The 26,045-nt window shown below is 60.8% G+C and carries 19 protein-coding genes and 2 tRNA genes; 17 read left to right on the plus strand and 4 right to left on the minus strand.

The window, feature by feature from the left end; all coding sequences use genetic code 11:
• Nucleotides 1-129 precede the first annotated feature (129 nt).
• From ptsP to BAD_RS00890, 4 genes are all read left to right on the plus strand, one after another.
• Nucleotides 130-1,779 carry a phosphoenolpyruvate--protein phosphotransferase gene (gene ptsP, locus BAD_RS00875; RefSeq protein ID WP_041777217.1) on the plus strand — a complete coding sequence of 550 codons (1,650 nt, stop codon included), beginning with the start codon at nt 130-132 and terminating at the stop codon, nt 1,777-1,779.
• Between the two features lie 269 nt (nt 1,780-2,048).
• Nucleotides 2,049-2,606 (plus strand): YbhB/YbcL family Raf kinase inhibitor-like protein, encoded by a 558-nt coding sequence (locus BAD_RS00880; protein ID WP_041777218.1) that lies wholly within the window; start codon nt 2,049-2,051, stop codon nt 2,604-2,606.
• Between the two features lie 108 nt (nt 2,607-2,714).
• On the plus strand, nt 2,715-4,307 hold the full coding sequence (locus BAD_RS00885; protein WP_011742704.1) for a C69 family dipeptidase: 1,593 nt from the start codon (nt 2,715-2,717) through the stop codon (nt 4,305-4,307).
• 255 nt (nt 4,308-4,562) lie between these two features.
• Complete coding sequence (locus BAD_RS00890; protein ID WP_041777219.1) at nt 4,563-6,080, plus strand: formate--tetrahydrofolate ligase; 1,518 nt, start codon at nt 4,563-4,565, stop codon at nt 6,078-6,080.
• A 453-nt stretch (nt 6,081-6,533) separates the two neighbouring features.
• Here BAD_RS00890 and BAD_RS00895 read toward each other — a convergent pair whose 3' ends face one another.
• Nucleotides 6,534-6,881: a phenylpyruvate tautomerase MIF-related protein gene (locus BAD_RS00895; protein WP_011742706.1), complete on the minus strand. Its 348-nt coding sequence runs from the start codon at nt 6,879-6,881 to the stop codon at nt 6,534-6,536.
• 107 nt (nt 6,882-6,988) lie between these two features.
• Between BAD_RS00895 and BAD_RS00900 the strand changes: the two genes are divergently transcribed.
• The gene (locus BAD_RS00900) at nt 6,989-7,525 is read left to right on the plus strand and encodes a GtrA family protein (RefSeq protein WP_041777220.1); all 537 of its coding nucleotides are present in this window, start codon (nt 6,989-6,991) and stop codon (nt 7,523-7,525) included.
• 122 nt (nt 7,526-7,647) lie between these two features.
• Here the strand turns inward: BAD_RS00900 and BAD_RS00905 are convergent, their stop codons facing one another.
• On the minus strand, nt 7,648-9,072 hold the full coding sequence (locus BAD_RS00905; protein ID WP_011742708.1) for an MFS transporter: 1,425 nt from the start codon (nt 9,070-9,072) through the stop codon (nt 7,648-7,650).
• Between the two features lie 378 nt (nt 9,073-9,450).
• Here BAD_RS00905 and BAD_RS00910 point away from each other — a divergent pair, with 378 nt between their 5' ends.
• Both BAD_RS00910 and BAD_RS00915 read left to right on the plus strand, forming a co-directional pair.
• Entirely contained in the window at nt 9,451-10,110 is a 660-nt protein-coding gene (locus tag BAD_RS00910) for a histidine phosphatase family protein (RefSeq protein ID WP_003807570.1), read from the plus strand.
• Between the two features lie 83 nt (nt 10,111-10,193).
• A complete protein-coding gene (locus tag BAD_RS00915; protein ID WP_011742709.1) occupies nt 10,194-11,255 on the plus strand; it encodes a hypothetical protein in 1,062 nt (353 codons plus the stop codon).
• Between the two features lie 259 nt (nt 11,256-11,514).
• Here BAD_RS00915 and BAD_RS00920 read toward each other — a convergent pair whose 3' ends face one another.
• Nucleotides 11,515-12,831 (minus strand): DUF805 domain-containing protein, encoded by a 1,317-nt coding sequence (locus BAD_RS00920; RefSeq protein ID WP_011742710.1) that lies wholly within the window; start codon nt 12,829-12,831, stop codon nt 11,515-11,517.
• Between the two features lie 167 nt (nt 12,832-12,998).
• Between BAD_RS00920 and gltX the strand changes: the two genes are divergently transcribed.
• The 4 genes from gltX (at nt 12,999) to BAD_RS00940 (ending at nt 16,534) form a co-directional block, all read left to right on the plus strand.
• Nucleotides 12,999-14,519 (plus strand): glutamate--tRNA ligase, encoded by a 1,521-nt coding sequence (gltX, locus tag BAD_RS00925; protein ID WP_011742711.1) that lies wholly within the window; start codon nt 12,999-13,001, stop codon nt 14,517-14,519.
• 198 nt (nt 14,520-14,717) lie between these two features.
• A tRNA-Glu gene (locus tag BAD_RS00930) sits at nt 14,718-14,790 on the plus strand.
• Between the two features lie 38 nt (nt 14,791-14,828).
• Nucleotides 14,829-14,903: transfer RNA gene (locus tag BAD_RS00935), tRNA-Gln, on the plus strand.
• A 167-nt stretch (nt 14,904-15,070) separates the two neighbouring features.
• On the plus strand, nt 15,071-16,534 hold the full coding sequence (locus BAD_RS00940; RefSeq protein ID WP_011742712.1) for a metallophosphoesterase: 1,464 nt from the start codon (nt 15,071-15,073) through the stop codon (nt 16,532-16,534).
• Between the two features lie 109 nt (nt 16,535-16,643).
• Here the strand turns inward: BAD_RS00940 and BAD_RS00945 are convergent, their stop codons facing one another.
• Complete coding sequence (locus BAD_RS00945) at nt 16,644-17,420, minus strand: IclR family transcriptional regulator (protein WP_223895346.1); 777 nt, start codon at nt 17,418-17,420, stop codon at nt 16,644-16,646.
• Between the two features lie 364 nt (nt 17,421-17,784).
• Between BAD_RS00945 and leuC the strand changes: the two genes are divergently transcribed.
• From leuC to BAD_RS00975, 6 genes are all read left to right on the plus strand, one after another.
• The gene (gene leuC, locus BAD_RS00950) at nt 17,785-19,188 is read left to right on the plus strand and encodes a 3-isopropylmalate dehydratase large subunit (RefSeq protein WP_003807585.1); all 1,404 of its coding nucleotides are present in this window, start codon (nt 17,785-17,787) and stop codon (nt 19,186-19,188) included.
• A gap of 89 nt (nt 19,189-19,277) precedes the next feature.
• Complete coding sequence (leuD, locus tag BAD_RS00955; protein WP_011742714.1) at nt 19,278-19,967, plus strand: 3-isopropylmalate dehydratase small subunit; 690 nt, start codon at nt 19,278-19,280, stop codon at nt 19,965-19,967.
• Nucleotides 19,968-20,368: 401 nt separating this feature from the next.
• Nucleotides 20,369-21,982: an ATP-binding protein gene (locus BAD_RS00960; RefSeq protein WP_011742715.1), complete on the plus strand. Its 1,614-nt coding sequence runs from the start codon at nt 20,369-20,371 to the stop codon at nt 21,980-21,982.
• A gap of 192 nt (nt 21,983-22,174) precedes the next feature.
• Nucleotides 22,175-23,317, plus strand: a complete 1,143-nt coding sequence (locus BAD_RS00965; RefSeq protein ID WP_011742716.1) for a diguanylate cyclase — start codon at nt 22,175-22,177, stop codon at nt 23,315-23,317.
• Nucleotides 23,318-23,412: 95 nt separating this feature from the next.
• The gene (murA, locus tag BAD_RS00970; RefSeq protein ID WP_011742717.1) at nt 23,413-24,738 is read left to right on the plus strand and encodes a UDP-N-acetylglucosamine 1-carboxyvinyltransferase; all 1,326 of its coding nucleotides are present in this window, start codon (nt 23,413-23,415) and stop codon (nt 24,736-24,738) included.
• A gap of 369 nt (nt 24,739-25,107) precedes the next feature.
• Nucleotides 25,108-25,989: a lysophospholipid acyltransferase family protein gene (locus BAD_RS00975; protein ID WP_041777470.1), complete on the plus strand. Its 882-nt coding sequence runs from the start codon at nt 25,108-25,110 to the stop codon at nt 25,987-25,989.
• Nucleotides 25,990-26,045: the final 56 nt, after the last annotated feature.

The raw sequence follows: 26,045 nt of genomic DNA on the forward strand, positions 1-26,045 counted from the left end.
AGGCTGAAAATGATTTACCGGCAAAGACGGTGGGGATCATTGCAGTAACTCACCTATGCAAGGCAGGCATAATCCTGCAATCGTTTGCGTATCCATATTTTTTCCAAGGAAACAGGAAAAGGAGTTCTCATGAACATTAAGGGTGTTGGTATCGGTCGTGGCGTCGCAGTCGGCCCGGTCATTCGCATGGCCGCTCCGCTGCCGGAACCGTCGGACGCTCCGCGCGCCGAAAACATCTCCGCGGAAACCGAAATCGCCCGCGTCGAAAAGTCGCTCGCCCTCGTCAACGCCGACCTGAACCGTCGCGCCGAAGAGGCCGCCAACGGCGACGAAGGCGCCAAGCAGGCCGCCCCGATCCTGCAGGCCATCGCCATGTTCGCCTCCGATCCGTCCCTTGCGCAGTCCATCAAGGACCTCATCAACCAGGGCAAGACCGCCGAGCGCGCCGTGCTGGAAGGCTTCGGCGCGGTCGAAGACATGTTCCGCGCCATCGGCGGCTACCAGGCCGAGCGTGCAGCCGACCTGCATGACGTCGGCCAGCGCGTGATCGCCGACCTCATGGGCGCTCCCGCTCCGGGACTGCCGGTCAGCGAAACCCCGTTCGTGCTCGTCGCCGAAGACCTGTCCCCGGCCGACACCGCCGCGCTCGACATGAGCAAGACCCTGGCCATCGTCACTTCCCAGGGCGGTCCGACCTCCCACACCGCCATTCTGGCGCGCGCCCGTGGCATCGTCGCGGTCGTCTCCGCCGCCGAAGCCGCCGAACTTGAGAACGGCACCAACGTCATCGTCAACGCAGCCAAGGGTGAGATCGTGGTGAACCCGAGCGAAGACGAGATTGCCGCCGCCGAAGCCGCCAAGTCCCGTGCCGCCGCAGCCAAGGAACTGCGTGGCAAGCCGGGCGCCACCAAGGACGGCCATCTGATTCCGCTGCTCGCCAACGTCGGCAAGCCGTCCGATGCCGCGAAGGCGCTGGAATACGGCGCCGAAGGCGTTGGCCTGTTCCGTACCGAATTCCTGTTCATCGGCAACTCCGAGCCGCCGAGCGTCGAAGAGCAGACCAAGGCCTACACCGAGCTGCTCAGCCAGTTCCCGGGCAAGAAGGTCGTGATCCGCATGCTCGACGCCGGCGCCGACAAGCCGCTGCCGTTCCTGACTCCGGAAGACGAGCCGAACCCGGCCCTCGGCCTGCGTGGCCTGCGTACCCTGCGCGCCCACATGGACGTGCTCGAAGGCCAGCTCAAGGCGCTCGCCGCCGCCGACGCCGCAACCGACGCGAACCTGTGGGTCATGGCCCCGATGGTCGCCGACCAGCATGAGGCCGACTACTTCGTCAAGCTCGGCAAGAGCTTCGGTCTGAAGTTCGTGGGCGCGATGGCCGAAGTGCCGTCGATCGCCCTGATGGCCGACAAGGTGGCTGACGTGGCCGACTTCGTGTCCATCGGCACTAACGACCTGACCCAGTACACCCTTGCCGCCGACCGTACCCTCGGCTCCGTGGCCAACTATCAGACCGCATGGCATCCGGCGGTGCTGCGCGCCATCAAGATGATCTGCGACGCGGGCAACGCCAAGGGCATGCCGGTGGGCGTGTGCGGCGAGGCCGCGGCCGATCCGGATCTGGCGGTCGTGCTGGCCGGTCTCGGCGTCAACTCGCTGTCCATGACCCCGGTGGCGCTGGACGATGTGCGCGCCTCCCTCGCCGAAGTCACCTTCGAAGAGGCCAAGGCCAAGGCGGCCGCAGCCCTCAATGGCGACTTCTACAAGCCGGCCGAGTGATTTCCCTTCTTTCCTTCACTCGGCTATTCCGGACTTTGCGGCTGCGTCATCGCGGCCGCAGGGTTCCGCCACTGCAAATGTGCCTATGAGAGCGATTCGGTTCTGATGGGCCCTGTTTCCCGGAATGACCCCGTTTCGTGCGATCGCCGCGCGGACGGGGTCGTTTCGGTTGCGGGTTGTGTCGATTGCTGCGATTGCGTCGATTGCGCCACCGGCGTAGACGCGTCATACGGCCGCGTCGCGTCACGCGCATGCGCGATACTGGAAGCATGAAGATTTCCGCAGATTTCACCGTCATTCCCGACGCGTTCGCCAAGGCGGCGCCGCCTGAGAACTGCATCGACGGCACTCCGATTGTTTCCTTCCCCTTCTATATCGACGAGCTCGACCCGTCCGTGCAGTTTCTGCATTGGGAATTCGTCGATCCCGATTCCATTCCGGTGTGCGGTTTCCAGTGGAACCATTGGTCGCTCGCCAATCTGCCCGTGGACGCGCTGATGTACGATTTCAACGATTCACATGCATTGGCGATTCCGGCCGATTTTTCCCGCACGGTTTCCGCGATGATTCCCGAGACGGTGCAGGGACGCACGTCCGCCGCATCGCCGTTGTTGAAAGGCCGTAGCGACGATCCCGCCGTCACCATGCGTTACAACGGTCCGTATCCGCCTGATCGGGATCACGAATACTACCTGCACGTATGGGGCACCACCGCGCCTCTCAATGGTCTCAATCAAGGCTTCTGGCTCAACGAGATGGAACGCGCGTTGCGTAATTCCGGTGCGATCGCGGACCAAGGCGCTATCTTCCTGACCGGCAAGGCGTGACCGGCGAAACCGGCGAGAACAGCCGGCAAGGCGCAAACCGCGTAATCGCAAGATAATACCAAAGAATACCGCAAACGTAAACAAAACAAACGAAAGGAACCTACATATATGGCATGCACCACGATTCTGGTCGGCAAGGACGCAAGCTATGACGGATCGACCATCATCGCCCGCAATGAGGACAGCGCGAACGGCGAATTCTGCCCGAAGCGCTTCATCGTCGTCAAGCCGGACGAGCAGCCGCGCCACTATAAGAGCGTGCTGTCCCATGTGGAAGTGGATCTGCCGGACGAGCCGTTGCAGTACACGGCCGTGCCGAACGCGGATCTGAAGGAAGGCATTTGGGGCGAAGCCGGCGTCAATGAGGCGAATGTGGCCATGAGCGCCACCGAAACCCTCACCACCAACGAGCGCGTGCTCGGCGCCGACCCGTTCGTGGAACTCACCCCAGCCAAAGGCAAGAAAGGCGAAGACGGCTACGAGCCGGAAGTGCCCGGCGGTATCGGCGAAGAGGACTTCCTTACCCTCGTGCTGCCGTATGTCAAGACCGCCCGCGAAGGTGTAACCCGTCTCGGCGCGCTGCTCGAACAGTACGGCACCTACGAGATGAACGGTGTCGCCTTCTCCGATGTGGATGAGATCTGGTGGCTTGAAACCGTCGGCGGCCACCACTGGATTGCCAAGCGCGTGCCGGACGAAGCATACGTGACCATGCCGAACCAGCTCGGCATCGACGAATTCGACCTTGACGATGCCCTCGGCGACCAGGAGGAGCATATGTGCTCCGCGGACCTCGGTGAATTCATCGAACGCAACCACCTCGACCTGGCCGTGGAGAACGTCACCCCGTTCAATCCGCGTGACGCGTTCGGCTCCCACTCTGATTCCGACCATGTTTACAACACCCCGCGCGCTTGGTACATGCAGCGCTTCCTCAACCCGTACGACGAGCAGTGGGACGGTCGGGACGCCGACCACCAGCCGACTTCGGACGACATTCCGTGGGCTCGCCAGCCCGATCGCAAGATCACCATCGAAGACGTGAAGTACGTGTTGAGCTCCCACTATCAGGGCACCCCGTACGATCCGTACGGCAAGCTCGGCGACCAGCATTCGCGCCACATGTTCCGTCCGATCGGCATCAACCGTCAGAGCCAGCTGTCCGTCATGCAGATCCGCCCGTACCGCCCGCAGGTCAACCGTGCCGTGCAGTGGATCGCCTACGGCTCCAACCCGTTTAACACGCTCGTGCCGTTCTTCCCGAACGTCGACTCCACGCCGAAGTACCTTGAGGACACCACCACGCGCGTCACCTCCGAGAACTTCTACTGGGAGAACCGCATCATCGCGGCCCTGTGCGACGCCAGCTTCGCCGACACCGCCAACGCGGTGGAACGCTACCAGGAGAAGACCGGCGGCATGGGCCACCGCATGGTAGCCGCCACCGACGGGCAGATCGACCGTCTGGTGGAAGACGTCATCGACGAATTCGACGCGGACGACGAGACTGGCGACGTGCAGCCGATGGAACCGGACGAAATCATCGAAGCCGTCCGCAACGGCGAGGCGCGCGAAGTGCTCGCCACCGCCAACGAGACCATGGCCGCGCAGCTTAAGGCGGAAACCGACAAGCTGCTCGACTCCGTGCTCTACACCACCAGCATGAATATGAAGAACGGCTTCCACATGTCCGACTTCTGATCGTTCCCTGATGGGATGGCCGGTATTTTTCCGCGATTGCATATCGTTGCATAACGCCGGAAATACCGCCAAGATCAACGGCTCCCGCACTGCGCTCGCCACCGTCCGTTCCGTATGACGGCCGGACGGCGTCCGCTGTATGGGAGCCGTTTTCTATTGCTGACGCTCGTTCACTAGAATGTTGCTTATCTGTGTTGTTCCGGCCATGTTCGGCGCTCGACGCCGCCTGGCGGAAGGCTTCAAGAAAGGACTCCAGTGACCAGCATTGAGGATTTCATCAGCCAATACGGTCTGGTGCAGAAGATTGATGCGTTCGGCTATCTCGATTATCTGAAGAGCAATCCGGATGCGCCGCGCAAGCATGGCAAGGTCGTCCTCGTCACCGCCGACACCCCGTTGAAGGCGTCCCGCGGTGAGGGCAAGACCACCACCACGATTGCGTTGATCGATGCGCTTCGTGAGCGTGGCATCGACGCGGCAGCCGTGCTGCGCCAGCCGAGCATGGGCATCACCGCAGCCGGTTCCAAGGGTGGCGCGTCGGGCGGCGGCAAGGCCTCCCTGACCCACCCGGAGCTGATCGACTGGGGTCTGTGCGGTGAAATGGGAGCCATCGAGGCCGCCCAGAACCTGTTGGTCTCCTTTGCGGAGAAGGCTGTTGACGACGGCAAGCTGGACACCATCCTCGTACCGCGCGTCTCCGAAGTGCCGTCCCGTTCCCTGCGCCAGATCGCAGTGGACCGTGGAAAGGGCGACGTGGCTGAGCGTGTGGTGCTCACCCCGACCTGCGAGCTCATGCAGATCGTTGTGCTGTCGCGTTCCATGGATGAGATCTCCGAGCGCGTTGCCAAGATGGTCGCCGGCACGAAGGATGGCAAGGCCGTGACCTTCGGCGAATTCGTTGACCTGTGGCGTATCACCGGCATCCTCGGCGACGCCGTGAAGCCAGCCAAGACGGAGACCGTGAACGGCTCTCCGGTGTACGTGCACGGCGGCCCGTTCGCCAACGTGTCCATCGGCATTCCGACGCTGGTTTCCGTGGAAATGGCGTGCGCGCTGCATGACGTGGTCATCGTCGAAGCCGGTTATGGTACCGACGCAGGCGCGCAGAAGTGGCTTGACATAGCCTGCCGCGAATACGACGCGCAGTGGCCGTCCGCAGCCATCGTCGTGACCCGCGCTTCCACGTGGCGTGACGATCCGGATCTGGCATGGCGCTACCCGTTCCACGTCCAGCGCCTCGAAGGTCTTGATATTCCTACGTTCCCGCTCATCAACCTGTGGGATGGCGAGGACGACCAGATTCCGGCGCTCAAGGCCACGGCCAAGGAGCTGGAATTCCGCGACCCGATCATCGGCAACCTGTACCGCGACGGTGGCGACGCGCTCGCCCCGCAGCTCGATGCGTTCGTCGATGCCGTGACGAACGGTTCTATGCCGGCCGAACCGCACAGCCACAAGGGCATGGCTCTGGTGGAGAACGTGCGTTGGGTCGCCGAGAACGCGTATGGCGTTCCGGCCGACCGTGTGATTCTGAAGGACGGTTTCGCCGAGTCGTTGCAGGCCGCCGAGGGTCTGTGCGCCAGCGCGGGCATCGATTTCGGCTCGCTTGCTCTGGTCGCGGTGAAGTCTCCGGCCACCATGACCGACAACGACCGCGCTCCGGAAGCCGAGCGCACCGTCACGCTGAAGAAGGTCGAAGTGCATTCCGGCGCGGGCCTGGTGCACGTGAACCTCACCACGTCGCTGACCACCCCGATGCCGAAGATCGTCTGATTTTCTTGCGATTGCGCCGCGTGGCGGTACGTCCCGTACCGTCGAGGGCGCTCGCTAATCGTTGATTCGGCGTAAATACAAAGCCGCTGGTCCCGTTCGGGCCGGCGGCTTTTTTCGTGGGTGATACCTTTACGTTGTCCGTTTGTGGGTGCGGGCGTGCTTGCATGTGCGCCCCCTTTTGCTCACGAGTTGCGGAATGGGGCGATTTTTCTCTCTTATGAGCAAAAGGGGGTATGATTACTGACGATTTTGCTGGTTTTCATACCCCTTTTCGCTCACGTCCCGTAGAAAAGGCCCGTTTCTCGCTTTTGTGAGCGGTCGGGGGTGCTGATATTGCGATTTCCCTGCCGTAGTCAGGCGAGCTTCCTAGACGTGCTTCCCGTAGGTGAGGTGAGAGGTTTGCAATATGGGCAAACCTCGAAGGAACGGTGGAACTTCGTTAAGAAGCCGAGATCAGAAGTTGCCGCCGTTCCAACCCCAGTCGGTCGTGGCGGTGTAGCGGATGTAAGTGCGGTCGGCCGGAATGCCCAGTTCCTTGCCCAGCGCGGCCATGATCTGCTCCGTCAGCTTCTCCCAGGCGGAACCCGGCACGGAACGGCCGAACACATTCACTTCCACGTATGCGGCCGGCTTGGAATCGTCACCGCCGAAATAAATCGGCATATTGTCTTCGAACGGGCACATCAGCCAGCCTTCAGACTTGCCGGGAACGGCAGAAATCGCCTTGCCGTAGGCCGTCTTCAGCGCCTCGCGCTGCCCAGGGGTGGTGGATACGGAAACGTGCGTGTGGATGACTGGCATTGCTGCTCCTTGCAATCGTTGAAATATATTGTTCTTCGTTACCCAAGTTTAGGTGGTCTGCGCGCGAGTGTTAAATATCCCGTGTGAGAAAACTGATTGAACAGCTTATGAAATTCGGCATTGTGGGTGTGATCGCCTTCATCATCGACTGGGGTATTCTAAACATTCTCGTCGGCGCCTTCCACATGCACAACGTGCTCGCCGCCACCATCTCGTTTATCATCTCGTTGATCTTCAACTATGTCGCCAGCATGAAGATGGTGTTCAAGCACCGTGAGGACATGGCTCGCTGGATGGAGATCGTCATCTTCGTGGTCGGCGCGGTGATCGGCCTGTTTATGAACGACGCCATCATCTGGATTTCCACGTACGGCATGAACCATGATGCGTATGTCTCTCAAAGCGCCGAATATCTGATCCGTACCAACGTGGGCAAGCTTATCGCCACCGCCGTGGTGATGGTGTGGAACTTCGTGACACGCAAGTGGTTGTTGGACGATACGCATACCAACGCCACGAACCGTCTGAAGAAGAAGGAAAACCGCCTGAGCCCGGAGGAGCTGGAGGCCAAGTGGGAGAACAGTTTCTCGCACAAGCTGGGCGTGTGGTCGCTGGAACATACGCCGAAGGGCTGGCCGAAGTAGCTGGCGGCGTTTCGTATACGGCATACGAAAAGGCGCGTCCGAATCGGATTTTTATTGCGATTCGGACGCGCCTTTCTGCGGTTGGCGTACGTTTCCTGGGATTGCCGGCTCGGTTATACGGTTCACGCACTCACGTTGGTAAGCGTCGGCTGTTCGGTGGATTCTTTGATCTGCTTGAATCCAAGCATGGCGATCGCCAGCGACGTCAACGCCAACGCCGTCACCACAATGAAACCGCCCCGCGAGCCCATGCGGTCGATGAACTGTCCGGCGATCGCGGAACCGACCGAACCGCCGATCGAATTCATTGCGCCCATCCAAGCCATACCCTCCGTGAAACGTGTGGGCGGAACCAGGTGCAGCATCAGCTGGTTGCCGTTCACCCACGTCGGAGCCTGGCAGACGCCGATGCACAGGTAGATGATCATGATCACCCATAAATGCTTGGCGAACATGAACGAACCGATTCCAAGATTCACCACCGCAAGACAGAAGTAGAAACGCTTCCACAGTGGAATCGTCCAATTTTTCGCACCATACACGAGCGCGCCGATCAGAGAGCTGAACGAGAAGCAGGCGAATACGAAACCGGTGAACTGCTTCATATGCGCCTCTGTGGCGAACGCGACGATCGAAATGCCTGCGGCCGACTGGAACGCGCCCAAACCGAACCACGTCACGCACACCGCAATCAGGCCCGGACCCCAAATCGATTCCTTGCTGCCTGCCGCAATATCCGTGGCGGCCTTCTGCATCGCGGCCTTCACCTCAGCGGCCGTCTTGCCTTCCGCACGAGCCTTGTCGCGCGCGTATTCTACTGCCGCTTCGGTCTGCAAAGCCTTGGAACGGGCCGTTTCGCGCTCACGGTACTCCTTACGCGTCATACCGGCCTCGCGTGCCAGCTGCGTCTGCGACTTCGGTTCGGTGGTTAGCTCCGTCAGGAACATCAACGCGCCGACCACCACGCATATGCCGGTGAATGAGAACGCCAGCAGACCTGAAATTACGGCCAAGGTGGATGCCAGCGGATTGCCGATCACCCACATGCATTCGTCGAATACGCCTGATAGGGACAGCGCGCGGTTCGTTTTTTCCGCATCCCCTTTGAGCAATGTGGTCCAACGTTGACGGCTCATCGCGCCCCACGGCGGAATCGCCGCCATGAACGGCACGATGCAGAACAGGATCCATGACGGTACGCGGGCGGTGATGCAGGATACCAGCGAAATCGCGGCGACCATCCACACGATGATTGTCGGAATCGACACCTGCCGTTGGCCGAACTTGTCTACCAGCTTGCCGAGCACCGGGCTGGTCACGGCCAGCGCGATCGCCTGCACTGCGGTCAGCGCGCCGGCAAGCGAATAATTGCCGTAGTAGTGCTGCACGGAAATCGTGATCGTCATGCCGACCATCGGGAACGGCATGCAGGCGATCACCGAGCCGACGGAGAATCGTGCGGTGTGCGGTATGCGAAGCAGCTCCGCATACCCTCCGAAAAGACGTTGGCCGATGTTTTTGACGCCGACGAGGACATTGTTGGTCATGCTTGCCGCTCCTTTCCGCTCACGGTTTCGCTCGTGACGTCCGCAGCTTTGCGTCGCGTGCGGACTGATGGTGGTGGTTCCCCTGAATTATTGGTTAACCGCTTCCGATACCAGCTCGCTGCCCCAGCCGTCCGAACACGTCAATCGATTGACATGTTTGACATGCCGCACACGGGGAGAAAGGTGGGATGGTGCGTGTTGTTTGTGTGTCTTTGTTGACCAAGGCAACTTTATGCGCAGGTACCGTCGTGACACGCGGTACATTAGGGCAGGAACCAATATTCGAATCGACGAATTTTTTCACAGGGCCGGCGACCGGCGAAACGTGCTGAGCCAGCACGTGGCCGGCAGGTCCGAAACGCAAGAAAGGCGGCCAATATGCCGGCGACAACCATCCATTTCGTGCGCCACGGCAAAGTGGAGAACCCCGGGCACCTGCTGTACGAGCGGCTGCCCGGTTTCCACCTGTCCGACGTGGGCGTGCGCATGGCGCAGGCCACCGCGCATTACATCGCGGTCAGCCCGCAGCTGAACACCGTATCCGCCGTCTACTCGTCGCCGCTGGAACGCACGCGCGAAACGGCGGGGGAGATCCTCGAATCGCTGAATTCGGTACGTGGACTGCGCGGCGAGGAACCGCTGGAGCTGCAGACGGACGAACGCCTCATCGAAGCGCGCAACGAATTTCGCGGCAAGCGTATCGGCTTCGGCGAAGGCGCGCTGTGGAAGAACGGCAACTGGAAGCTGGTACGCAACCTGTGGAAGCCGAGCTGGGGCGAAAGCTACCAGTCGATCGCGCATCGCATGCAGGACTTCGCCTTGGAGAAAGTGGCGGAATATCCCGGCAAACAGATCGTGGTGGTCAGCCACGAATCGCCGATTTGGAGCTACCGGCACATGCTGGAAACGGGGCACCCCGAACACAACATGCTGTTGCGCCACACCGCGCTCGCTTCTATCACCTCCATCACTTACGATTGCAATACCGGGAAAATAATGTCCATTACGTACGCCGATCCGGCGGCGGACGTCGAATAATGTGAACCAAAACATGCGGTGGCTCAATCGCGGTCGGGGATGACTGCGGTTCGGGCCGGCCGCACGATATACAAGGAGAAAGTATGTCTTTTGTATACGACCAGAAGGTCGTCGACTCGATGTACGGCTCGCACGTGGTCTCCATGGCAGTTGACTACGGTGTCGATCTGGTCAAGATGTGGCCGTTGCAAACGAACCAGGAACTGGAAAACGACGTCAAATATGCGGAGAACCTGCAGGTGATGTTCTCCGGCATGATGACGCAGGTGCTGCTGAAACGCTCCGAAGAAGTCGACCAGTCGGTTGCGGAAGCCGTATACGAAGGCATGGATGTGCTTCCCGGCGTCGATCCGGAAATCATCCGCACGCTGATGGACGCCAACCACGCCTATGACGTGATGGCCTCCTACCACGGGGTCGACGGCATCGAACTGTTCATGGAAACCGCCAGAATACTCGGCATCGACGTGGAGACCCGAATCGAAAAGGAAATCCAAGACCTCATGGAGAACCTCTCACGCACTATGCGCAGCGCCTCCGGATTCGAAGTCGACGATGACGTGGCGGAAAACGTCGGCATCTGCCAGTCGGCCACGGTGGACCGCAACGAATTCGCAAGACGCTACCTCGCCTCGATGACGGTTCTCGACGCGCTGATAAACCTCATGTGCTATGGCACCGACGATTCGCAGGAGCAGGCCATCCGCGTGCTGCCGGTGCTGCTGTTCGTCAACGCCATGCGCAACCAGCTGTCGATTCCGCCCACTTTCATCAACGCCGAACAGCTCATCAACCTGTTTGGTCTGCGTGACACCGCCCGCCAGTTCGGACGGCCCCAGTCGGTGTTCGACAGCTCGTTCAACCCGCTGACGTTCTCCACCACCGTCAAGTACCTCGCTTTCTTCGCGGGGCAGGAATGGCTGCGGCATATGAGGTTCCTGGAGTGGGACCCGAAGCAGGCCGAACAGGACGCCAAAGACGAGGACGAGCGCAAAAGCAGGGAAGCGCTCGCAAAGAAATACAATTTGACGAGCGATGGCGATAACGCGGCTTCCGACGCGGATTTGGATTCGTCTGCAGACTCGAATTTGTCTGAGGATTCGGACTCGTCGGAAGAGGCCGGTTCGGAGCCGACCGAGGAATAAGTGTTGCGGGCGGTCGTGTGACGTCTGACGGTGAAGGCTTTGCGTGTACTTGCGTGGCGTGCGCTTGTGCTTGCGCTCGAATTGCGCGTGGCTGTCGCCTATCCCACGCGTTACATCCGCAACGACGTCACTACCCGTAACGAATGATCTGAAACGAATAATCCCGGTATCCTGCGATTGCACAGGATACCGGGATTATTCGTTATTCGTTATGGTGTGCCACGTTTTGTGTGGCGATAAGGCGGGGATCAGAGCGAAATCAGAGCTGCTGATCGGTGCCGTTCGCCGGATCATTCGGTACTGCCGGAGCGTCCGAATCCGCCGGAGCGTCGGTATTCGGCTGCTCGTGCGGATGCTGGAACTGGGCCGGCACTTCCGGCATCGGCGGAATGGACGGTGTCGGAGGCATGGTCGGAACAGCCGGCATCGGAGGCATAGACGGTACGGACGGAGCCTCCGCCAGCGGATTCTGCTGAGGTGCGGCGTATTGCGGCGCGGCGTGCTGCTGCGCGGCGTCATACTGCGGTGCCGGAGCTGTGTACGAATCGGTCGGAGTCGCTGGTGCCGTGTACGGCGCGGCCGGTGCCGCAGCCGCCGGATTGGTCGGCAGCGGGACGTTGCCGTACGAGGTGGCCTGCGCCGCATACGGGTCTGCCGGAGCCTCGCCCGTGGCGGGAGCCCATGCGTTGGAAGCCGTAGGAGCGTCGAAACGCGCGCCTTCCGGATTGGAATCGCGGGCCATCAGCACAAAGTAGAACACACCGCTGGCAATGAAGGCCAGCACGCCGAGGATCAGCAGGACAACGCCGCCGATGCTGACGCTGTTGCCCGCCTCCAACGACCTGAACGAAAGACTGCTGCCGATGATGAGGATCAGACCGATGGCGAAGAAGATTCCGGCGGCCGCCTGTACCGCGTAGATGATGGCCAGCACGGTGCCACGCATGTTGATGTCATGCAGACGACGTACGCCAAGCGCGATGGTCGGCACAAGCACGACGAGTCCCCAAATGGAGGAGAACGAGTCTCCGACGGTGGCGATCACGCCGGAATCGGTGAGGTTCCTCAACGTGCGGAATACGAGACTCAACACGAAAGTGACGACGGTATAGGTGAGGAACCACCACCAGAACTCGCTACGCGAGGCGCGGCCCTTGAACACCGCGTACTTCTTGAAGAAACGGACGATCGCCTCGCCCAGGTTGCAGCCATATGCGGGCATGTCAAGCGGCGCGGTCAATGCGAAGAAGCTATTGCCCGACTGCGGTTGCGGTGCCGGCTGCCCGTAATTCGCGGCTGGAGCCTGGCCGTACTGAGGGGCCTGTCCATATTGAGGGGCCTGAGCGTACTGCGGAGCCTGGTTGTATTGCGGTTGCGGTGCTTGGCCGTACTGCGGAGCCTGACCATACTGAGGTGCCTGGTTGTAGTTCGGGGCGGCGTACTGGGGCGCCTGCGCCTGCCCGTAATCCGGCGTGCCGTACTGCGGTGCCGTCTGGCCGTAGTCGGGGGCAGGAGCCTGACCATACTGCGCTGCCGGCTGCGGCACCTGCGGATTGTATTGGTTGGGGTCCGTCATTAGAGTGCCCTTTCACAAAACGGTGACTAAAGAATAAAGAAAGTCGCTTCATACATTACTCCTTTGCCGATGTGAAGATAGGGAAAAATATTGCAGTATGGAACGCTGCGGAAGAAAAACGGCGATTGGGTCGTGGCACGTCCGGTTTGCGCGGCACAATGGAGCCTATGACTGAAGTTGAAAATACCAGACCGGAACTTCCTGAAAACGTTCGTGTGCGTTTCTGCCCGTCCCCGACCGGCATTCCGCACGTCGGCATGGTTCGCACCGCACTGTTCAACTGGGCTGAGGCCCGCCACACCAAGGGCACGTTCGTGTTCCGTATCGAGGATACGGACGCCCAGCGCGACTCCGAGGAAAGCTACAACCAGATCATCGAGGCCCTGAATTGGCTGGGCATCGACTGGGATGAAGGCATCAACGTGGGTGGCCCGGACGGCCCGTACCGCCAGTCCGAGCGTGGCGACATCTATAAGGACGTCGCAGCCAAGCTGCTCGAAGCCGGCTACGCCTACGAATCCTTCTCCACTCCTGAGGAGATCGAGGCCCGCAACGTGGCCGCCGGCCGTCCGAAGGCTTTCGGCTATGACGGCTACGATCGCAACCTCACCGAAGAGCAGAAGGCCGCGTTCCGCGCGGAAGGCCGCAAGCCGGCCCTGCGTATCCGCATGCCCGACGAGGACGTCGCTTTCGACGACCTTATCCGTGGTCGCATCGAATTCAAGGCCGGTTCCGTGCCGGATTACGTGATCGTGCGTCCGAACGGCGACCCGCTGTACACGCTGACCAACCCGGTCGACGACGCCATGATGCGCATCAACGTGGTGCTGCGCGGCGAGGATCTGCTGAGCTCCACCCCGCGTCAGATCGTGCTGTACCGTTACCTGATCGAGCTGGGCGTGGCCAAGGAAATGCCGCTGTTCGGCCACATGCCGTACGTCATGGGCCAGGGCAACAAGAAGCTGTCCAAGCGCGATCCGGAATCCAACCTGTTCCTGCACCGTGACAACGGCTTCATCCGTGAGGGCCTGCTGAACTACCTGGCGCTGCTGGGCTGGTCCATCGCCCCCGACCGCGACGTGTTCTCCATGGACGAGATGATCGAGAAGTTCGACGTGCGTGATGTCAAGGCCAACCCGGCCCGCTTCGACGTCGACAAGGCCATCTCCATCAACGCCGAGCACATCCGCATGCTCGAACCGCAGGACTTCCTGAACCGTTCCGTGCCTTACCTGCACCGCGACGGCGTGGTCTCCGCCGATTCCTGGGATGCGCTGACCGACCGCGAGCGTGAGGTGCTCACCGCCGCCGCTCCGCTGGTCCAGCCGCGCGTGCGCCTGCTGGGCGAAGTGGCCGGCATGGTCGGCTCCCTGCTGTCCACCGAAGGCTACATCGAGCCGGACGCCGACGCCAAGAAGCAGCTGAAGGATTCCGCTCCGGCCGTGCTCGACGCTGCGATCGCGGCGCTGGACGCCGTTGCTGAGGGTGATTGGAAGACCGACTCCCTGCACGAGACGCTGAACAAGGCGCTGGTCGAAGACGGCGGCTACAAGCCGCGTCTGGCTTTCGGCCCGGTGCGCGTGGCCATGAGCGGCCGCCGCGTGTCCCCGCCGCTGTTCGAATCCATGGAAATCGTCGGCAAGGACGTTGCCATGGCTCGACTCAAGGGCCTGCGCGAGCACCTGTGAGCCGTTGAGCTGCTGACTGTTAGCTGAATGATGGAAACCCGCCGGAGTGATTCGGCGGGTTTTCGTTTATGCGGAAGGCTGGTGCGGAATGGCGGAAAATAGCGCGACACGCCGTAAGTTGCGCGACTGTGCTGTTTCGCGTATATTTATCACTCGTTGCGGTTCACAGCCTAGTTGAGAATCACAGCGATAACTCAAGCCCCCGTCGTCTAGCGGTCTAGGACTACGCCCTCTCACGGCGCCAACACCGGTTCAAATCCGGTCGGGGGTACGACGGACAACTTTTCGAAGTTGCCACGCCTGCCAAATTGGGATGTGGTGTAATTGGCAACACAGCTGATTCTGGTTCAGCCATTCTTGGTTCGAGTCCAGGCATCCCAGCCAATGAGCCCTCGCAGATGCGAGGGTTTTTTGTTTTTCGCACCTGTCTGTTCACGCCGCTTTGGGCGGTGGGTTGATGGATTTTGCCGGATGCGATGTGGCAGCGCAATCTGCTGACGCCCTGCGTGAATCGCACATGTAATCGCCCAATGTTGCATTACCCTAGAAGTATGACCGAATTGCAGCATGCCGCCAAAGCCACGCGCCCGCGCATCCAACCAGCGGAAGAGGGGGACCGTCGACCGCTTTCCGTATCCGCACGGCTCGGCCGCCTGCAATTCCACCAGTCCGGCAAATTCCGCGTATTGCAATTCGCCGACATCCAAGACGGGCCGAAAGTCAGCAAAGACACCATCAGCCTCATCGAGGCCTCGCTTGACGCCACACGCCCCGATCTTGTTATTTTCAACGGCAATCAGATCGCCGGATATGATTCCGCATACGCGCTGACCTCCCGCAAGCGTCGCTGGGACGCGCGTCCGGCATCCGCATCGTCCGAAGCGTCCGGGGAACGCTATGCGGCCGCATTGGAACACACCCGCGAATTGGTGCGAGCCACCATCGAACAACTGGTCCACCCGCTTGCCGACCGCGGCGTGCCGTGGGCTGTGACGTTCGGCAACCATGACTTCCAGTGCGGGCTCGACAATGCCGAGATCGAAAGCATCTGCCGCGAATTCCCAGGGTGTATCAATCCGGAACGCGCTGCCGACGGCACGACGGGCATCGCCGTGAAACATGGTGTGAAACATGATGTCGGCGATATGGAACAGGACTTCGGATTGCCGGAACAGCCCGTGATCGCGTGCGCGCCCGGCACATTCGCGTTGTCGGTGACGGACGTCGATCGCACGTATGGCGTGTTGGGCTTGGTCCTGCTGGATTCGGGCGATTACGCGCGTTCCGGCGGCTACGGAAGCCCGTCGGAAGCCGCGCTGCGCTTCCTGGCGGATGCGCCGGGGCTGATGGCGGCGCAATCGCAGCAGCTGCAACAAGACCGGCAAGATGAACAGGACTCGCCGCGCGAACCGCGCAAGACGCCGTCCACGCTGCCATGCATGGTGTTCCAGCATTTCCCGATCGAACAGTATTATCGCCTGCTCAAGCCGGTCGCGGCCACCGCTGCGCGCGCGATTGAAGGATACCGCAACTTCGCGGGGCGGCATTTCGTGCTCAACGAAGACAAAACGCAGCCCGGAAGCTATCTGGGGGAGGGCGTCAGCTGCCCGGATGCCGACAGCGGCGAATTCGCAATCCTTGACAAGGCGGGATATTTTGCGATTTCCGCCGGGCACGACCACCGCAACGCCTTCGTCGGTTCCGTGCCGGTCGGAACCGACGGTGACCGGCAGATGATGATGGTCGCCTCGCCGACCAGCGGTTTTGGCTCATACGGCCCGGTGCCGGCCAAGCGTGCCGCTCGACTGTTCGAATTCGACATCCGCCACCCGTACGAGCCGCGCACGCAGCTGTTGGAATACGACGAGCTGGTGGGCAAACCCAGCGCGGGCAAGGCCTACGCCTACGGCATGACCAGCGAATCGAAGCCCGATTCGGAAGGCATGGACCTGCTCCACAGGCCGACGTGGTGGAGCAAGACGTGGAACAAGCTGGTCTCGCTGTTCCGCCGGTGACTGTTCTGGTTTCCGGCATCCAACTTTGGAATGAATACAAAAAAGCTGACGATGGGAACTTTCCATCGTCAGCTTTTTACGTTAACGTATGCGACTGGTCGCGGACCTGTCAGCGGCCGGAAGACGCCTTGATCAGCGCGTCGGTCAGATACTTGCCGGCGGCCATGACCAGCGGCGCGTAACGGCGGCCGGGGTTGGCGCCCATACGGCCATTCGGGCCGGAAATTGAAATAGCGGCGATCACCTGGCCGGACGCGTTGCGAATCGGCGCGGAAATCGAACACACGCCCTCATCGCGTTCATTGATCGACTCGGCCCAGCCGCGCTTGCGGACGGCGGTGAGCTTGGCCGCAGTGAACTTGGCGTGGCGAAGACCCTGATGCAGACGTTCGGAATCCTCCCAAGCCAGCAGAATCTGGGCTGCGGAACCGGCTTCCATGGACAGCATCGCACCAACCGGAATGGAATCTCGCAGGCCGGACGCGCGCTCCACGGCTGCGATGCAGACGCGCTGATCGCCCTGACGGCGGTAAATCTGCGCGGATTCGCCGGTGCGGTCGAGCAGGGTCTGCAGAATCGGCGCGGCGGCGGTCAACAGGCGGTCCTCGCCGGCTGCGGCCGCAAGTTCCGCGAATCGCGATCCGAGCACGAAACGACCGTGCTGGTCGCGCAAAACGAAACGGTGACGTTCCAGCGCGATCGCAAGACGATGCGCGGTCGGACGAGCCAGACCGGTCGCGGAAACCAGCTGTCCGAGTGTGGCTGGGCCGGATTCAAGAGCGTCGAGAATCTTGACTGTCTTGTCGAGCACGCCGACCCCGGAATGAATTTCGTTGCTTTGCGGGGTGGCTGCGTAATTGCCGTTTGCCTCGTTCGTGGCGTTCATGGCCTGCGTTTTGGGCATGGCGTTGCTCGTATTCGAAGAAGAAGTCATACGCTGAATTATGCCATCTCACATATTGAAATGCAAAATGTATGTGGTTCGCGACTGGGGTAAAGCAGATTATTTACCTTGCTTCCACCGGCTGGCGAAGCTGGGAAAATGCTGAAGTTTCAACGATTGCGCATATGCCGTAAGAAGACGGGAAGTAACTTTTCCGCGTTTGCCGCGCTCGTCCCTCGTTCATATCTCATATACCGGCATGAAGGACCTCGAACCCGTTTCAAGCCCATAGGCTTATAGCACGAAGAATGCGGCAAGGCAATAGCCGCGAGGAAATTAGTGAGGAAAAATCTGAGGAGGTCCCACAATGGGAACTACATTGGCCGAGAAGGTCTGGGCCGATCATTTGGTACGCAAGGGTAGCGATGGGGCTCCCGACCTGCTGTACATCGACCTGATGCTCATGCACGAAGTGACCAGCCCGCAGGCGTTCGAAGGTCTGCGTCTGGCGGGACGCAAGCCGCGTCACGTCGACCAGCTGATTGCCACGGAAGACCACAACACGCCGACCGTCGACATCGACCGTCCGAATCCGGACGAGACTTCGGCGCTGCAGCTGAGCACGCTGGAAAAGAACTGCAAGGATTTCGGCGTGCGTCTGTGCCCGCTCGGCGACGCTGACCAGGGCGTGGTCCACGCGTTCGCTCCGGTGCTGGGTCTGACCCAGCCGGGCATGACCATCGTGTGCGGCGACTCGCACACCTCCACTCACGGCGCGTTCGGTGCTATGGCCATCGGCATCGGCACCTCCGAAGTGGAGCACGTCATGGCCACGCAGACCCTGAGCCTGAAGCCGTTCAAGACCATGGCCGTGAACATCGAAGGCGACCTGCCGAAGGGCGTCACCGCCAAGGATATTATTCTGGCCATCATCGCGAAGATCGGCACCGGCGGCGGCCAGGGCCACGTTATCGAATACCGTGGCGAAGCCATCAAGAAGCTGTCGATGGACGCCCGCATGACCATCTGCAACATGTCCATCGAAGCCGGCGCTCGCGCAGGCATGATCGCCCCGGACGAGGTGACTTTCGAATACCTGAAGGGCCGTCCGCACGCGCCGGAAGGTGAGATGTGGGACAAGGCCGTCGAATATTGGAAGACGCTGAAGACCGATGACGATGCCGTGTTCGACAAGGAAGTGACCATCAACGCCGAAGACCTCGAGCCGTACGTCACGTGGGGCACCAACCCGGGCCAGGGCGTGAAGATCTCCGGCGTGGTGCCGGATCCAGCCTCCTTCAACGACGAGACTGAGCGTTCCGCCGCCGAGCGTGCCATCGCCTACATGGGACTGAAGCCGGGCATGCGCATCAAGGACATCGCCGTGGACACCGTGTTCATCGGCTCCTGCACCAACGGCCGTCTTGAGGACCTGCGCGTGGCCGCCTCCATCATGAAGGGCCACCACAAGGCCGACAACATCCACCGCGTGCTCGTGGTGCCGGCATCCTCCCGCGTGCGCCTGCAGGCGGAAAAGGAAGGCCTCGACAAGATTTTCAAGGACTTCGGCGCCGAATGGCGTAACGCCGGCTGCTCCATGTGCCTGGGCATGAACCCGGACAAGATGGTGGCCCGCGAACGTTCCATCTCCACCTCGAACCGCAACTTCGAAGGCCGTCAGGGCAAGGGTTCGCGCACGCATCTGGCGTCGCCGGCCGTTGCCGCCGCGACCGCCATCCGCGGCACCATCTGCTCGCCGGCCGACCTGTGAACCTGCTGCGAGCGGAAGCTGCGAACGCAATCGTAAGTAATCGAAATATCGAAATCGAATATCGATAGGCAATCGAAGGATTTGTTGACATGGAAAAACTGACTACCCTTACCGGCGTGGCCGTGCCGCTTCGCCGTTCCAACGTTGATACCGACCAGATCATTCCGGCCGTGTTCCTGAAGCGCGTGAAGAAAAGCGGCTTCGACGACGCCCTGTTCTACGCGTGGCGCCGCGACCCGGAATTCGTGCTGAACAAGCCGGAATACAAGCAGGGCAAGATTCTGGTGGCCGGCCCGGATTTCGGCATTGGTTCCTCCCGTGAGCACGCCGTGTGGGCGCTGCACGATTACGGTTTCCGCGTGGTGATTTCCTCCCGTTTCGCCGACATTTTCTACGGCAACACCGCCAAGAACGGCGTGCTGGCCGCAATTATGCCGCAGGAATCCATTGAGCTGCTGTGGAAGCTGCTGGACGAGGAGCCGGGCCGCGAAATGACCGTCAGCCTGGAAGACCGTACCGTCACCTGCGGCGATGTGACGTTGCCGTTCGAAGTGAACGACTACACCCGCTGGCGTCTGATGAACGGCTACGACGACATCGACCTGACGCTGCAGCACGAAGACGACATCATCGCATACGAGAAGATGCGCGCCGAAAAGTTCCCGTTCAAGCCGAAGACCCTGCCGGTCAAGCGCGAGCCGGAACAGCCGATCGAATCTGCCCGAGAGGGTGAATACCCTGATTGGCAAGGGCCGTTGGCCGATCGCGGCATCATCTGACGCGATGGCTGGTCGGCAGTGCAGTGCACTGCCGACAGGGCCTTGCCCGAGTCCGAAACGAGGGCAGCAATGAGCCTGCGCGCAGCGCAGTCCATAATTGCAGGACAGGGCCGTTGGCTGATCGCGACGGTAGCCCATTTCATCATTGGCTGACCGCAACCACATCTAACTTTTCCCAAGCCCGGCACCCAAGCCGGGCTTTTTGTTTACCTTCCATCACCTTTCCGCCAACAGCAAATTCCACAAAGCGGTGGCAAAGCGCGCGCAAAGCGGTGGTAAAATCATAATACGACGGCAAAGTGGCGGCAAAGCGAGCGTAAAACGCGTGGTAGGTAAGGCGGTGATGGCCAATGGACGGTAGCGAGCACGATGATGCCTGGTGGTCCCGGGAGGTTCCTCGGATGCGTGAAGGCAACCGTTTGGAAGCGAAACGTGCCAAGGGCGGCCTGCCCCACAGTTTATGGGAGACGTACAGCTCCTTCGCCAATACCGAAGGTGGGCTGATTCTGCTGGGCGTGTCCGAACATGAAGACCATTCTTTGTATATCACCGGAGTAGATGATGCGCGGAACATGGCGCAGGATTTTTGGAACATGGTGCATGATCCATCGAAGGTCAGTGCCGTTGTGCTGAGCGACAACGACGTGGTGATTCGCCATACCTCGCAGGGAGATGTTATTTCCATCGACATTCCTCGTGCGGCGAGGGACTGTATTCCCGTGTACGTGGGCCAGAATCCGATGACGGGCTCATACCGGCGTAATGGCGATGGCGATTATCTGTGCGATGAGGAAACGGTTCGTGCCATGCTTCGGGACAGTGACCTGCTTCCCTTGGACAGAACGATTGTTGAAGGCATGGGTGCTGACGCGCTCAACGCGGATAGCGTCGCATCATATCGTCGGCAGTTCAAGAACAGACGGCCCGGCCATCCATGGGTCGGATTGTCTGATGAGGATTTCCTGCTTCGCATCGAAGCGTTGCGGCTTGATGGTTCTCAGGTGCGTCCCACACGAGCCGGATTGCTGATGTTCGGTGAGGCGTGGCGAATCACGTCCGAATTCCCCTACTATTTCCTGGACTATCGCGAGGTCATGGACGACCAGGAGCGGTGGAATGACCGATTCACGTCGGATGATGGCACTTGGTCGGGCAACTTGTACGATTTTTGGGGCAAGGTGGTCAATCGTCTGCGGTCGGCTGTTGCCCATCCGTTCCAGCTTGATGCCGATTTGCATAGGATTGATGACAATCTGATGGATAAGGCCGTTCGTGAGGCTGTCACCAACACGCTCGTTCATGCCGATTACTTCATTCGCCGGGGCACGGTGATCATCCAGTATTACGACAGAATCGTATTGTCGAATCCCGGCAGCCTGCGTCTTTCCTCCGAAGAGGTGATGCAAGGCGGCATTTCGGATACGCGGAATCCCACGTTGATGAAAATGTTCAATCTGATTGGCATCGGAGAAAAGGCGGGCAGTGGTTTTGACGTGATGCGTGAAGGCTGCCTGTTCGCAGGAACCGCCGCGCCGGAATTGGAAGTGTTCGACGATCCGGGGCGTGTGCAGCTTACGTTGTATCCGCGCAAGATCGCCGGAGATTCCATGATCGCCGGAGCTTCTGCTGTTCCCGGAGTCTCTGCAGATGGCGGGGGCCCTGTTGGTGCGGAGTCGCCGACAATGCGGAATTCGGAGCATGGCACTGGTACGGTCCATAGGATTGGCGCTCGCGGGGCTGACCGTTTGAACGACATGGTCGGCACATTCGGCAAGAACGTGGCCCTACCTGCCGATTTCGGCAATGCGATCAGGCCGCAAAGCCAGTTGGAGAAAATCACCTATGCGTTGACGGTCGGCGGACCGCAACCCACCTCGTATCTGGCTGTGGTGCTGGGGCTTGGCCTCACCCGTACCCGGGAGATATTGGCCTCACTGGTGAAAGACGGTGTTATTGAACCAATAGGCGTCGGACGCGGACGCAAGTACCGTCTTGCCGAGCATACCGGCTCATGACGGCGTTCCGGTTCTCTGGACTTGACCTGGATCGAGAGCCCAAACTCGTCTGGGGAAGTCCTAGCCAAGGAGGTTTCCAAGGTGAGACGGGGCGTGCAGGCGGGACGTGTGTCGCGTTACAGTGGACATGACATTTCGTGTGTTCGCATCGCATATCCAAAACATGACACGAGAACAATTTCGGGGAGCAGTATGAGCCAGGGTTTCGCGCCGTTTTACGACGTCAATCGCACGTATGAAGACAACTATCTGCAGGGGCCCTTCGGTGCGTTCGCCGAAGTGATGAAGGGCGATTCCGCTGCCGGCGCCTCCGCGCAGTCTGCACAGACCACCCAGTCGCAGTCGTCCGACCAGGCCGAGGAATTCCTCGGCTTCCGCGTGAACCTGCCGTTTGGCATTCCCGCTGGTCCGCTGCTGAACGAGCGGTTCACCACCGCCGCCTTCCGCATGGGTTTCGATTTGGCGGTGTACAAGACGGTCCGCTCCCGCGCGTGGGGTTGCAACGCCTTCCCGAACGTGCTCGCCGTGCATCCGAAGAACGCAGACGGGTCTCTGGTTCCCGGCAGCGCCGAACTGGATGAAGGCGTGCTTGCCGACACCCGATATGAGCTTCCGATTTCGATCTCCAACAGTTTCGGCGTGCCGTCGCGTGACCCCGACGAATGGCAGCCGGACATGAAGAAGGCGATCGCCGCCGCCGGCGACGGGCAGCTGCTCGTGCCCAGCTTCCAAGGTTCCCGCGTGGACGGCATGGACCGCAAGGCGTACATCGCCGACCATGTCACCACCGCGCATCTGGTTACGGAAACCGGAGCCGGACTGATGGAAATGAACACCAGCTGCCCCAACGAAGGTCACAATCGCCTGCTGTGCCACGACCCGCATCTGGTGGGGGAAATCACGGAAGCCGTGAAAAACGAAATCGGCGATCGCCCGCTCATCGTGAAACTCGCCTACATTCCCAACGACACCGACCTGGAAACCATGGTCAGGGAAACCGTCGGACATGGCACCGTGCAAGGCTTCTCCACCATCAACACGATTTCCGCGCGCCTAGTGGACGCGAACGGCAACCAGGCGCTGCCGGGAGCCGGACGTGACCGTTCCGGCGTGTGCGGCAACGCCATCCGCGGCGCCGGTCTCGACATGGTCGGCAGGCTCGCCGCCATCCGTGAAAAACTCGGCTTCGACTTCGCCATCGTGGGCGTGGGCGGCGTGATCCGTCCTGACGACTACAAGGCGTACCGTGAGGCTGGCGCGAACGCCGTGATGAGCGCCACCGGAGCCATGTGGGACGCGAATCTCGCGCGCGAAATTAAGGAGACACTGCGCTGAATTCCGTTTTTCGCGAACATGCTACATGCCTTATGGCAAACTAAGCAGCAGTGTTTTTTGAGCTTGATCCAAAAGGGAATCGAAAGAGGTTGAGCGTGTCTGACAATAAGAACGACATTCTGCACGTCGAAGGCGGCAAGCCGCTGAACGGCACCATCAAGGTGCGCGGCGCGAAGAACTTCGTAAGCAAGGCCATGGTCGCCGCATTGCTGGCCCCGGGCACATCCGTGCTGAAGAACGTTCCGGAAATCCGCGACGTGCACGTGGTGTCCGACCTGCTGCGCCTGCACGGCGTGGACGTGACCGTGGACGGCGCGAACGGCGTGGTGACGATCGACGCCACCAACGTGCAACTCGCCGACGTGGCCGACGTGGACACGCTGTCCGGCTCGTCCCGCATTCCGATTCTGTTCTCCGGCCCGCTGCTGCACCGTCTGGGCGAAGCGTTCATTCCGGCGCTCGGCGGCTGCAACATCGGCGGTCGTCCGATTGACTTCCATCTGGAAACCCTGCGCAAGCTCGGCGCGAACGTCGACAAGGAACACAAGGACGGCATTCACATCACCGCTCCGAACGGTCTGCATGGCGCGAAGATCCACCTGCCGTACCCGTCCGTGGGCGCCACCGAGCAGACACTGCTCGCCGCCGTGCTCGCCGAAGGCAAGACCGAGCTTTCCGGCGCCGCCATCGAACCTGAGATCATGGATCTGGTGAGCGTGCTGCAGAAGATGGGCGCCATCATCTCCGTGGACGTGGACCGCACGTTCCGCATCGAAGGTGTCAAGGAGCTCAAGGGCTACACGCACACGTCTCTGACCGACCGCATCGAGGCCGCCTCCTGGGCGTCCGCCGCGCTCGCCACCCATGGCGACATCTTCGTCAAGGGCGCCACCCAGCCGGAAATGATGACCTTCCTGAACGTGTTCCGCAAGATCGGCGGCGAATTCGACATCACCGACAAGGGCATCCGATTCTGGCATCCGGGCGGAGATCTGAAGCCGGTGGCCATCGAAACCGACGTGCACCCGGGCTTCATGACCGACTGGCAGCAGCCGCTCGTGGTGGCGCTGACCCAGGCCAACGGCCTTTCCATCGTGCATGAGACCGTGTATGAGAACCGTTTCGGCTTCACCAAGCCGCTGGTGCAGATGGGCGCCACGATTCAGCTGTACCGCGAATGCCTCGGCTCCCTGCCGTGCCGCTTCCAACAGCGCAACTACAAGCATTCCGCGGTCATCTTCGGACCGACCCCGCTGACCGGCCGTGACATCGACGTGCCGGATCTGCGCGGCGGCTTCAGCCACCTGATCGCGGCGCTCGCCGCCAAGGGGCCGTCCAACGTGCAGGGCATCTCCCTGATTGACCGTGGCTACGCCGACTTCCGTGGCAAGTTGGAGGCTCTCGGCGCAGATTTCGACTGATTCGCTGCGATTGGTTCGATGAATCGGCTGCGGCTGATTTATTGCGATTGGCCAATCGTGATTGATGATTCGCAATTGAACAGTTGCGATTGACAGTCGCGTCGAACGCCCATGTTGCTTTCACCGGTACTCGCCTTACGCGGGTGCCGGTTTTGTTTTATCCGCGATTGCCGCTGCCGCAATCGCAAACCTGCTTTCCATACCTTCCACATCTTCCGCATATTCCTTTTACTGCCTTATCGCCCGTCTTTTCTGCATCATTTGACGGCCAAATGATGCAGAAAACGATGGCATGAGGCAGTAAAAAGCAAGATAACGCGGAAAACATCGATGACGAACGTATCGGCGGCCGGTGGCACAATGGAAGCCATGGCATCCAAAGGAAAACCGTCGCCGCGCTCCGCAGTGAAGCCGCTGAGCGACGAGCAAGTCGCAAAACTCGCGCAGAAGCATCATCTTGTAGACCCGACCCACGATTTCCCGACCGGTCCGCGCAAAGCCAACACCACGGAAATCGAAGCGCAGAACCCCAAAGCCACGCATCGCCTGCTGACCGGCTGCGACGTGGTGCTGCGCAATCACAGCAAAGTGAAGGCCTGGGGCTTGGAACACGTGCCGGAAACCGGCCCGTTCATCACCGCCGCCACGCATGTGACCATGTACGACGTGTTCGTGCCGATGGTCTCGATGTTCCATCAGGGCCGCCGCCCGCGCTACATGGCCAAGGCGGAAATGGCCAAATGGCCGCTGATCGGCAAATGGTTCCAGCTGGTCGGCATGCAGCCGGTGCAGCGCCGCGCGGGCAAGGCCAAAGCCATCGAGGAAACGTCCGTGGAAATCCTCACTTCCGGCCGCCCGCTGACCGTATGGCCGGAAGGCACCGTGACGCGCGATCCGCAGAAATGGCCGATGAGCATGAAAAACGGCGTGGGCGTGATCGCCCTCGAATCCTCACGCCGACTCGGCTACCAGGTGCCGCTGTACTGTGCCGTGACCTGGGGCGCGGCCAGCATCAACCACTGGTGGCCGTGGCCGCGCAAGAACGTGGTGATGTGCTACGACGAAGCGCTCGACTACGCGGACCTGCTTGACGGCTGCGATTCCTGGGGAGACGAAGTGCCGACGGACCGCGCCGACGAACTCACCCGACGCATCCGCGTGCGCATGACCGAAATCATGGCCGAAATCCGCGGCGAACAGGCACCTGACGGCTACTGGGACTACCGCACCATGAGTCGCGTGAAAGACTGATTTTCCCCCACACACCCGTTCCGGCGGCGAACAAAATACGCGTGCGACCGGAACAC

It is taken from the genome of Bifidobacterium adolescentis ATCC 15703 (assembly GCF_000010425.1).
Taxonomy (GTDB): domain Bacteria; phylum Actinomycetota; class Actinomycetes; order Actinomycetales; family Bifidobacteriaceae; genus Bifidobacterium; species Bifidobacterium adolescentis.

Bases quoted from the DNA above. Each gene is read 5' to 3' on its own strand.
- BAD_RS00910 (WP_003807570.1), top strand. From the start codon at position 9,451: ATGCCGGCGACAACCATCCATTTCGTGCGCCACGGCAAAGTGGAGAAC.
- gltX (WP_011742711.1), top strand. From the start codon at position 12,999: ATGACTGAAGTTGAAAATACCAGACCGGAACTTCCTGAAAACGTTCGT.
- BAD_RS00965 (WP_011742716.1), top strand. From the start codon at position 22,175: ATGAGCCAGGGTTTCGCGCCGTTTTACGACGTCAATCGCACGTATGAA.
- BAD_RS00920 (WP_011742710.1), bottom strand. From the start codon at position 12,831: ATGACGGACCCCAACCAATACAATCCGCAGGTGCCGCAGCCGGCAGCG.
- BAD_RS00900 (WP_041777220.1), top strand. From the start codon at position 6,989: ATGAAATTCGGCATTGTGGGTGTGATCGCCTTCATCATCGACTGGGGT.
- BAD_RS00905 (WP_011742708.1), bottom strand. From the start codon at position 9,072: ATGACCAACAATGTCCTCGTCGGCGTCAAAAACATCGGCCAACGTCTT.
- BAD_RS00895 (WP_011742706.1), bottom strand. From the start codon at position 6,881: ATGCCAGTCATCCACACGCACGTTTCCGTATCCACCACCCCTGGGCAG.
- BAD_RS00885 (WP_011742704.1), top strand. From the start codon at position 2,715: ATGGCATGCACCACGATTCTGGTCGGCAAGGACGCAAGCTATGACGGA.
- BAD_RS00975 (WP_041777470.1), top strand. From the start codon at position 25,108: ATGGCATCCAAAGGAAAACCGTCGCCGCGCTCCGCAGTGAAGCCGCTG.
- BAD_RS00880 (WP_041777218.1), top strand. From the start codon at position 2,049: ATGAAGATTTCCGCAGATTTCACCGTCATTCCCGACGCGTTCGCCAAG.
- leuC (WP_003807585.1), top strand. From the start codon at position 17,785: ATGGGAACTACATTGGCCGAGAAGGTCTGGGCCGATCATTTGGTACGC.
- ptsP (WP_041777217.1), top strand. From the start codon at position 130: ATGAACATTAAGGGTGTTGGTATCGGTCGTGGCGTCGCAGTCGGCCCG.
- BAD_RS00960 (WP_011742715.1), top strand. From the start codon at position 20,369: ATGCGTGAAGGCAACCGTTTGGAAGCGAAACGTGCCAAGGGCGGCCTG.
- leuD (WP_011742714.1), top strand. From the start codon at position 19,278: ATGGAAAAACTGACTACCCTTACCGGCGTGGCCGTGCCGCTTCGCCGT.
- BAD_RS00940 (WP_011742712.1), top strand. From the start codon at position 15,071: ATGACCGAATTGCAGCATGCCGCCAAAGCCACGCGCCCGCGCATCCAA.
- BAD_RS00915 (WP_011742709.1), top strand. From the start codon at position 10,194: ATGTCTTTTGTATACGACCAGAAGGTCGTCGACTCGATGTACGGCTCG.
- BAD_RS00945 (WP_223895346.1), bottom strand. From the start codon at position 17,420: ATGAACGCCACGAACGAGGCAAACGGCAATTACGCAGCCACCCCGCAA.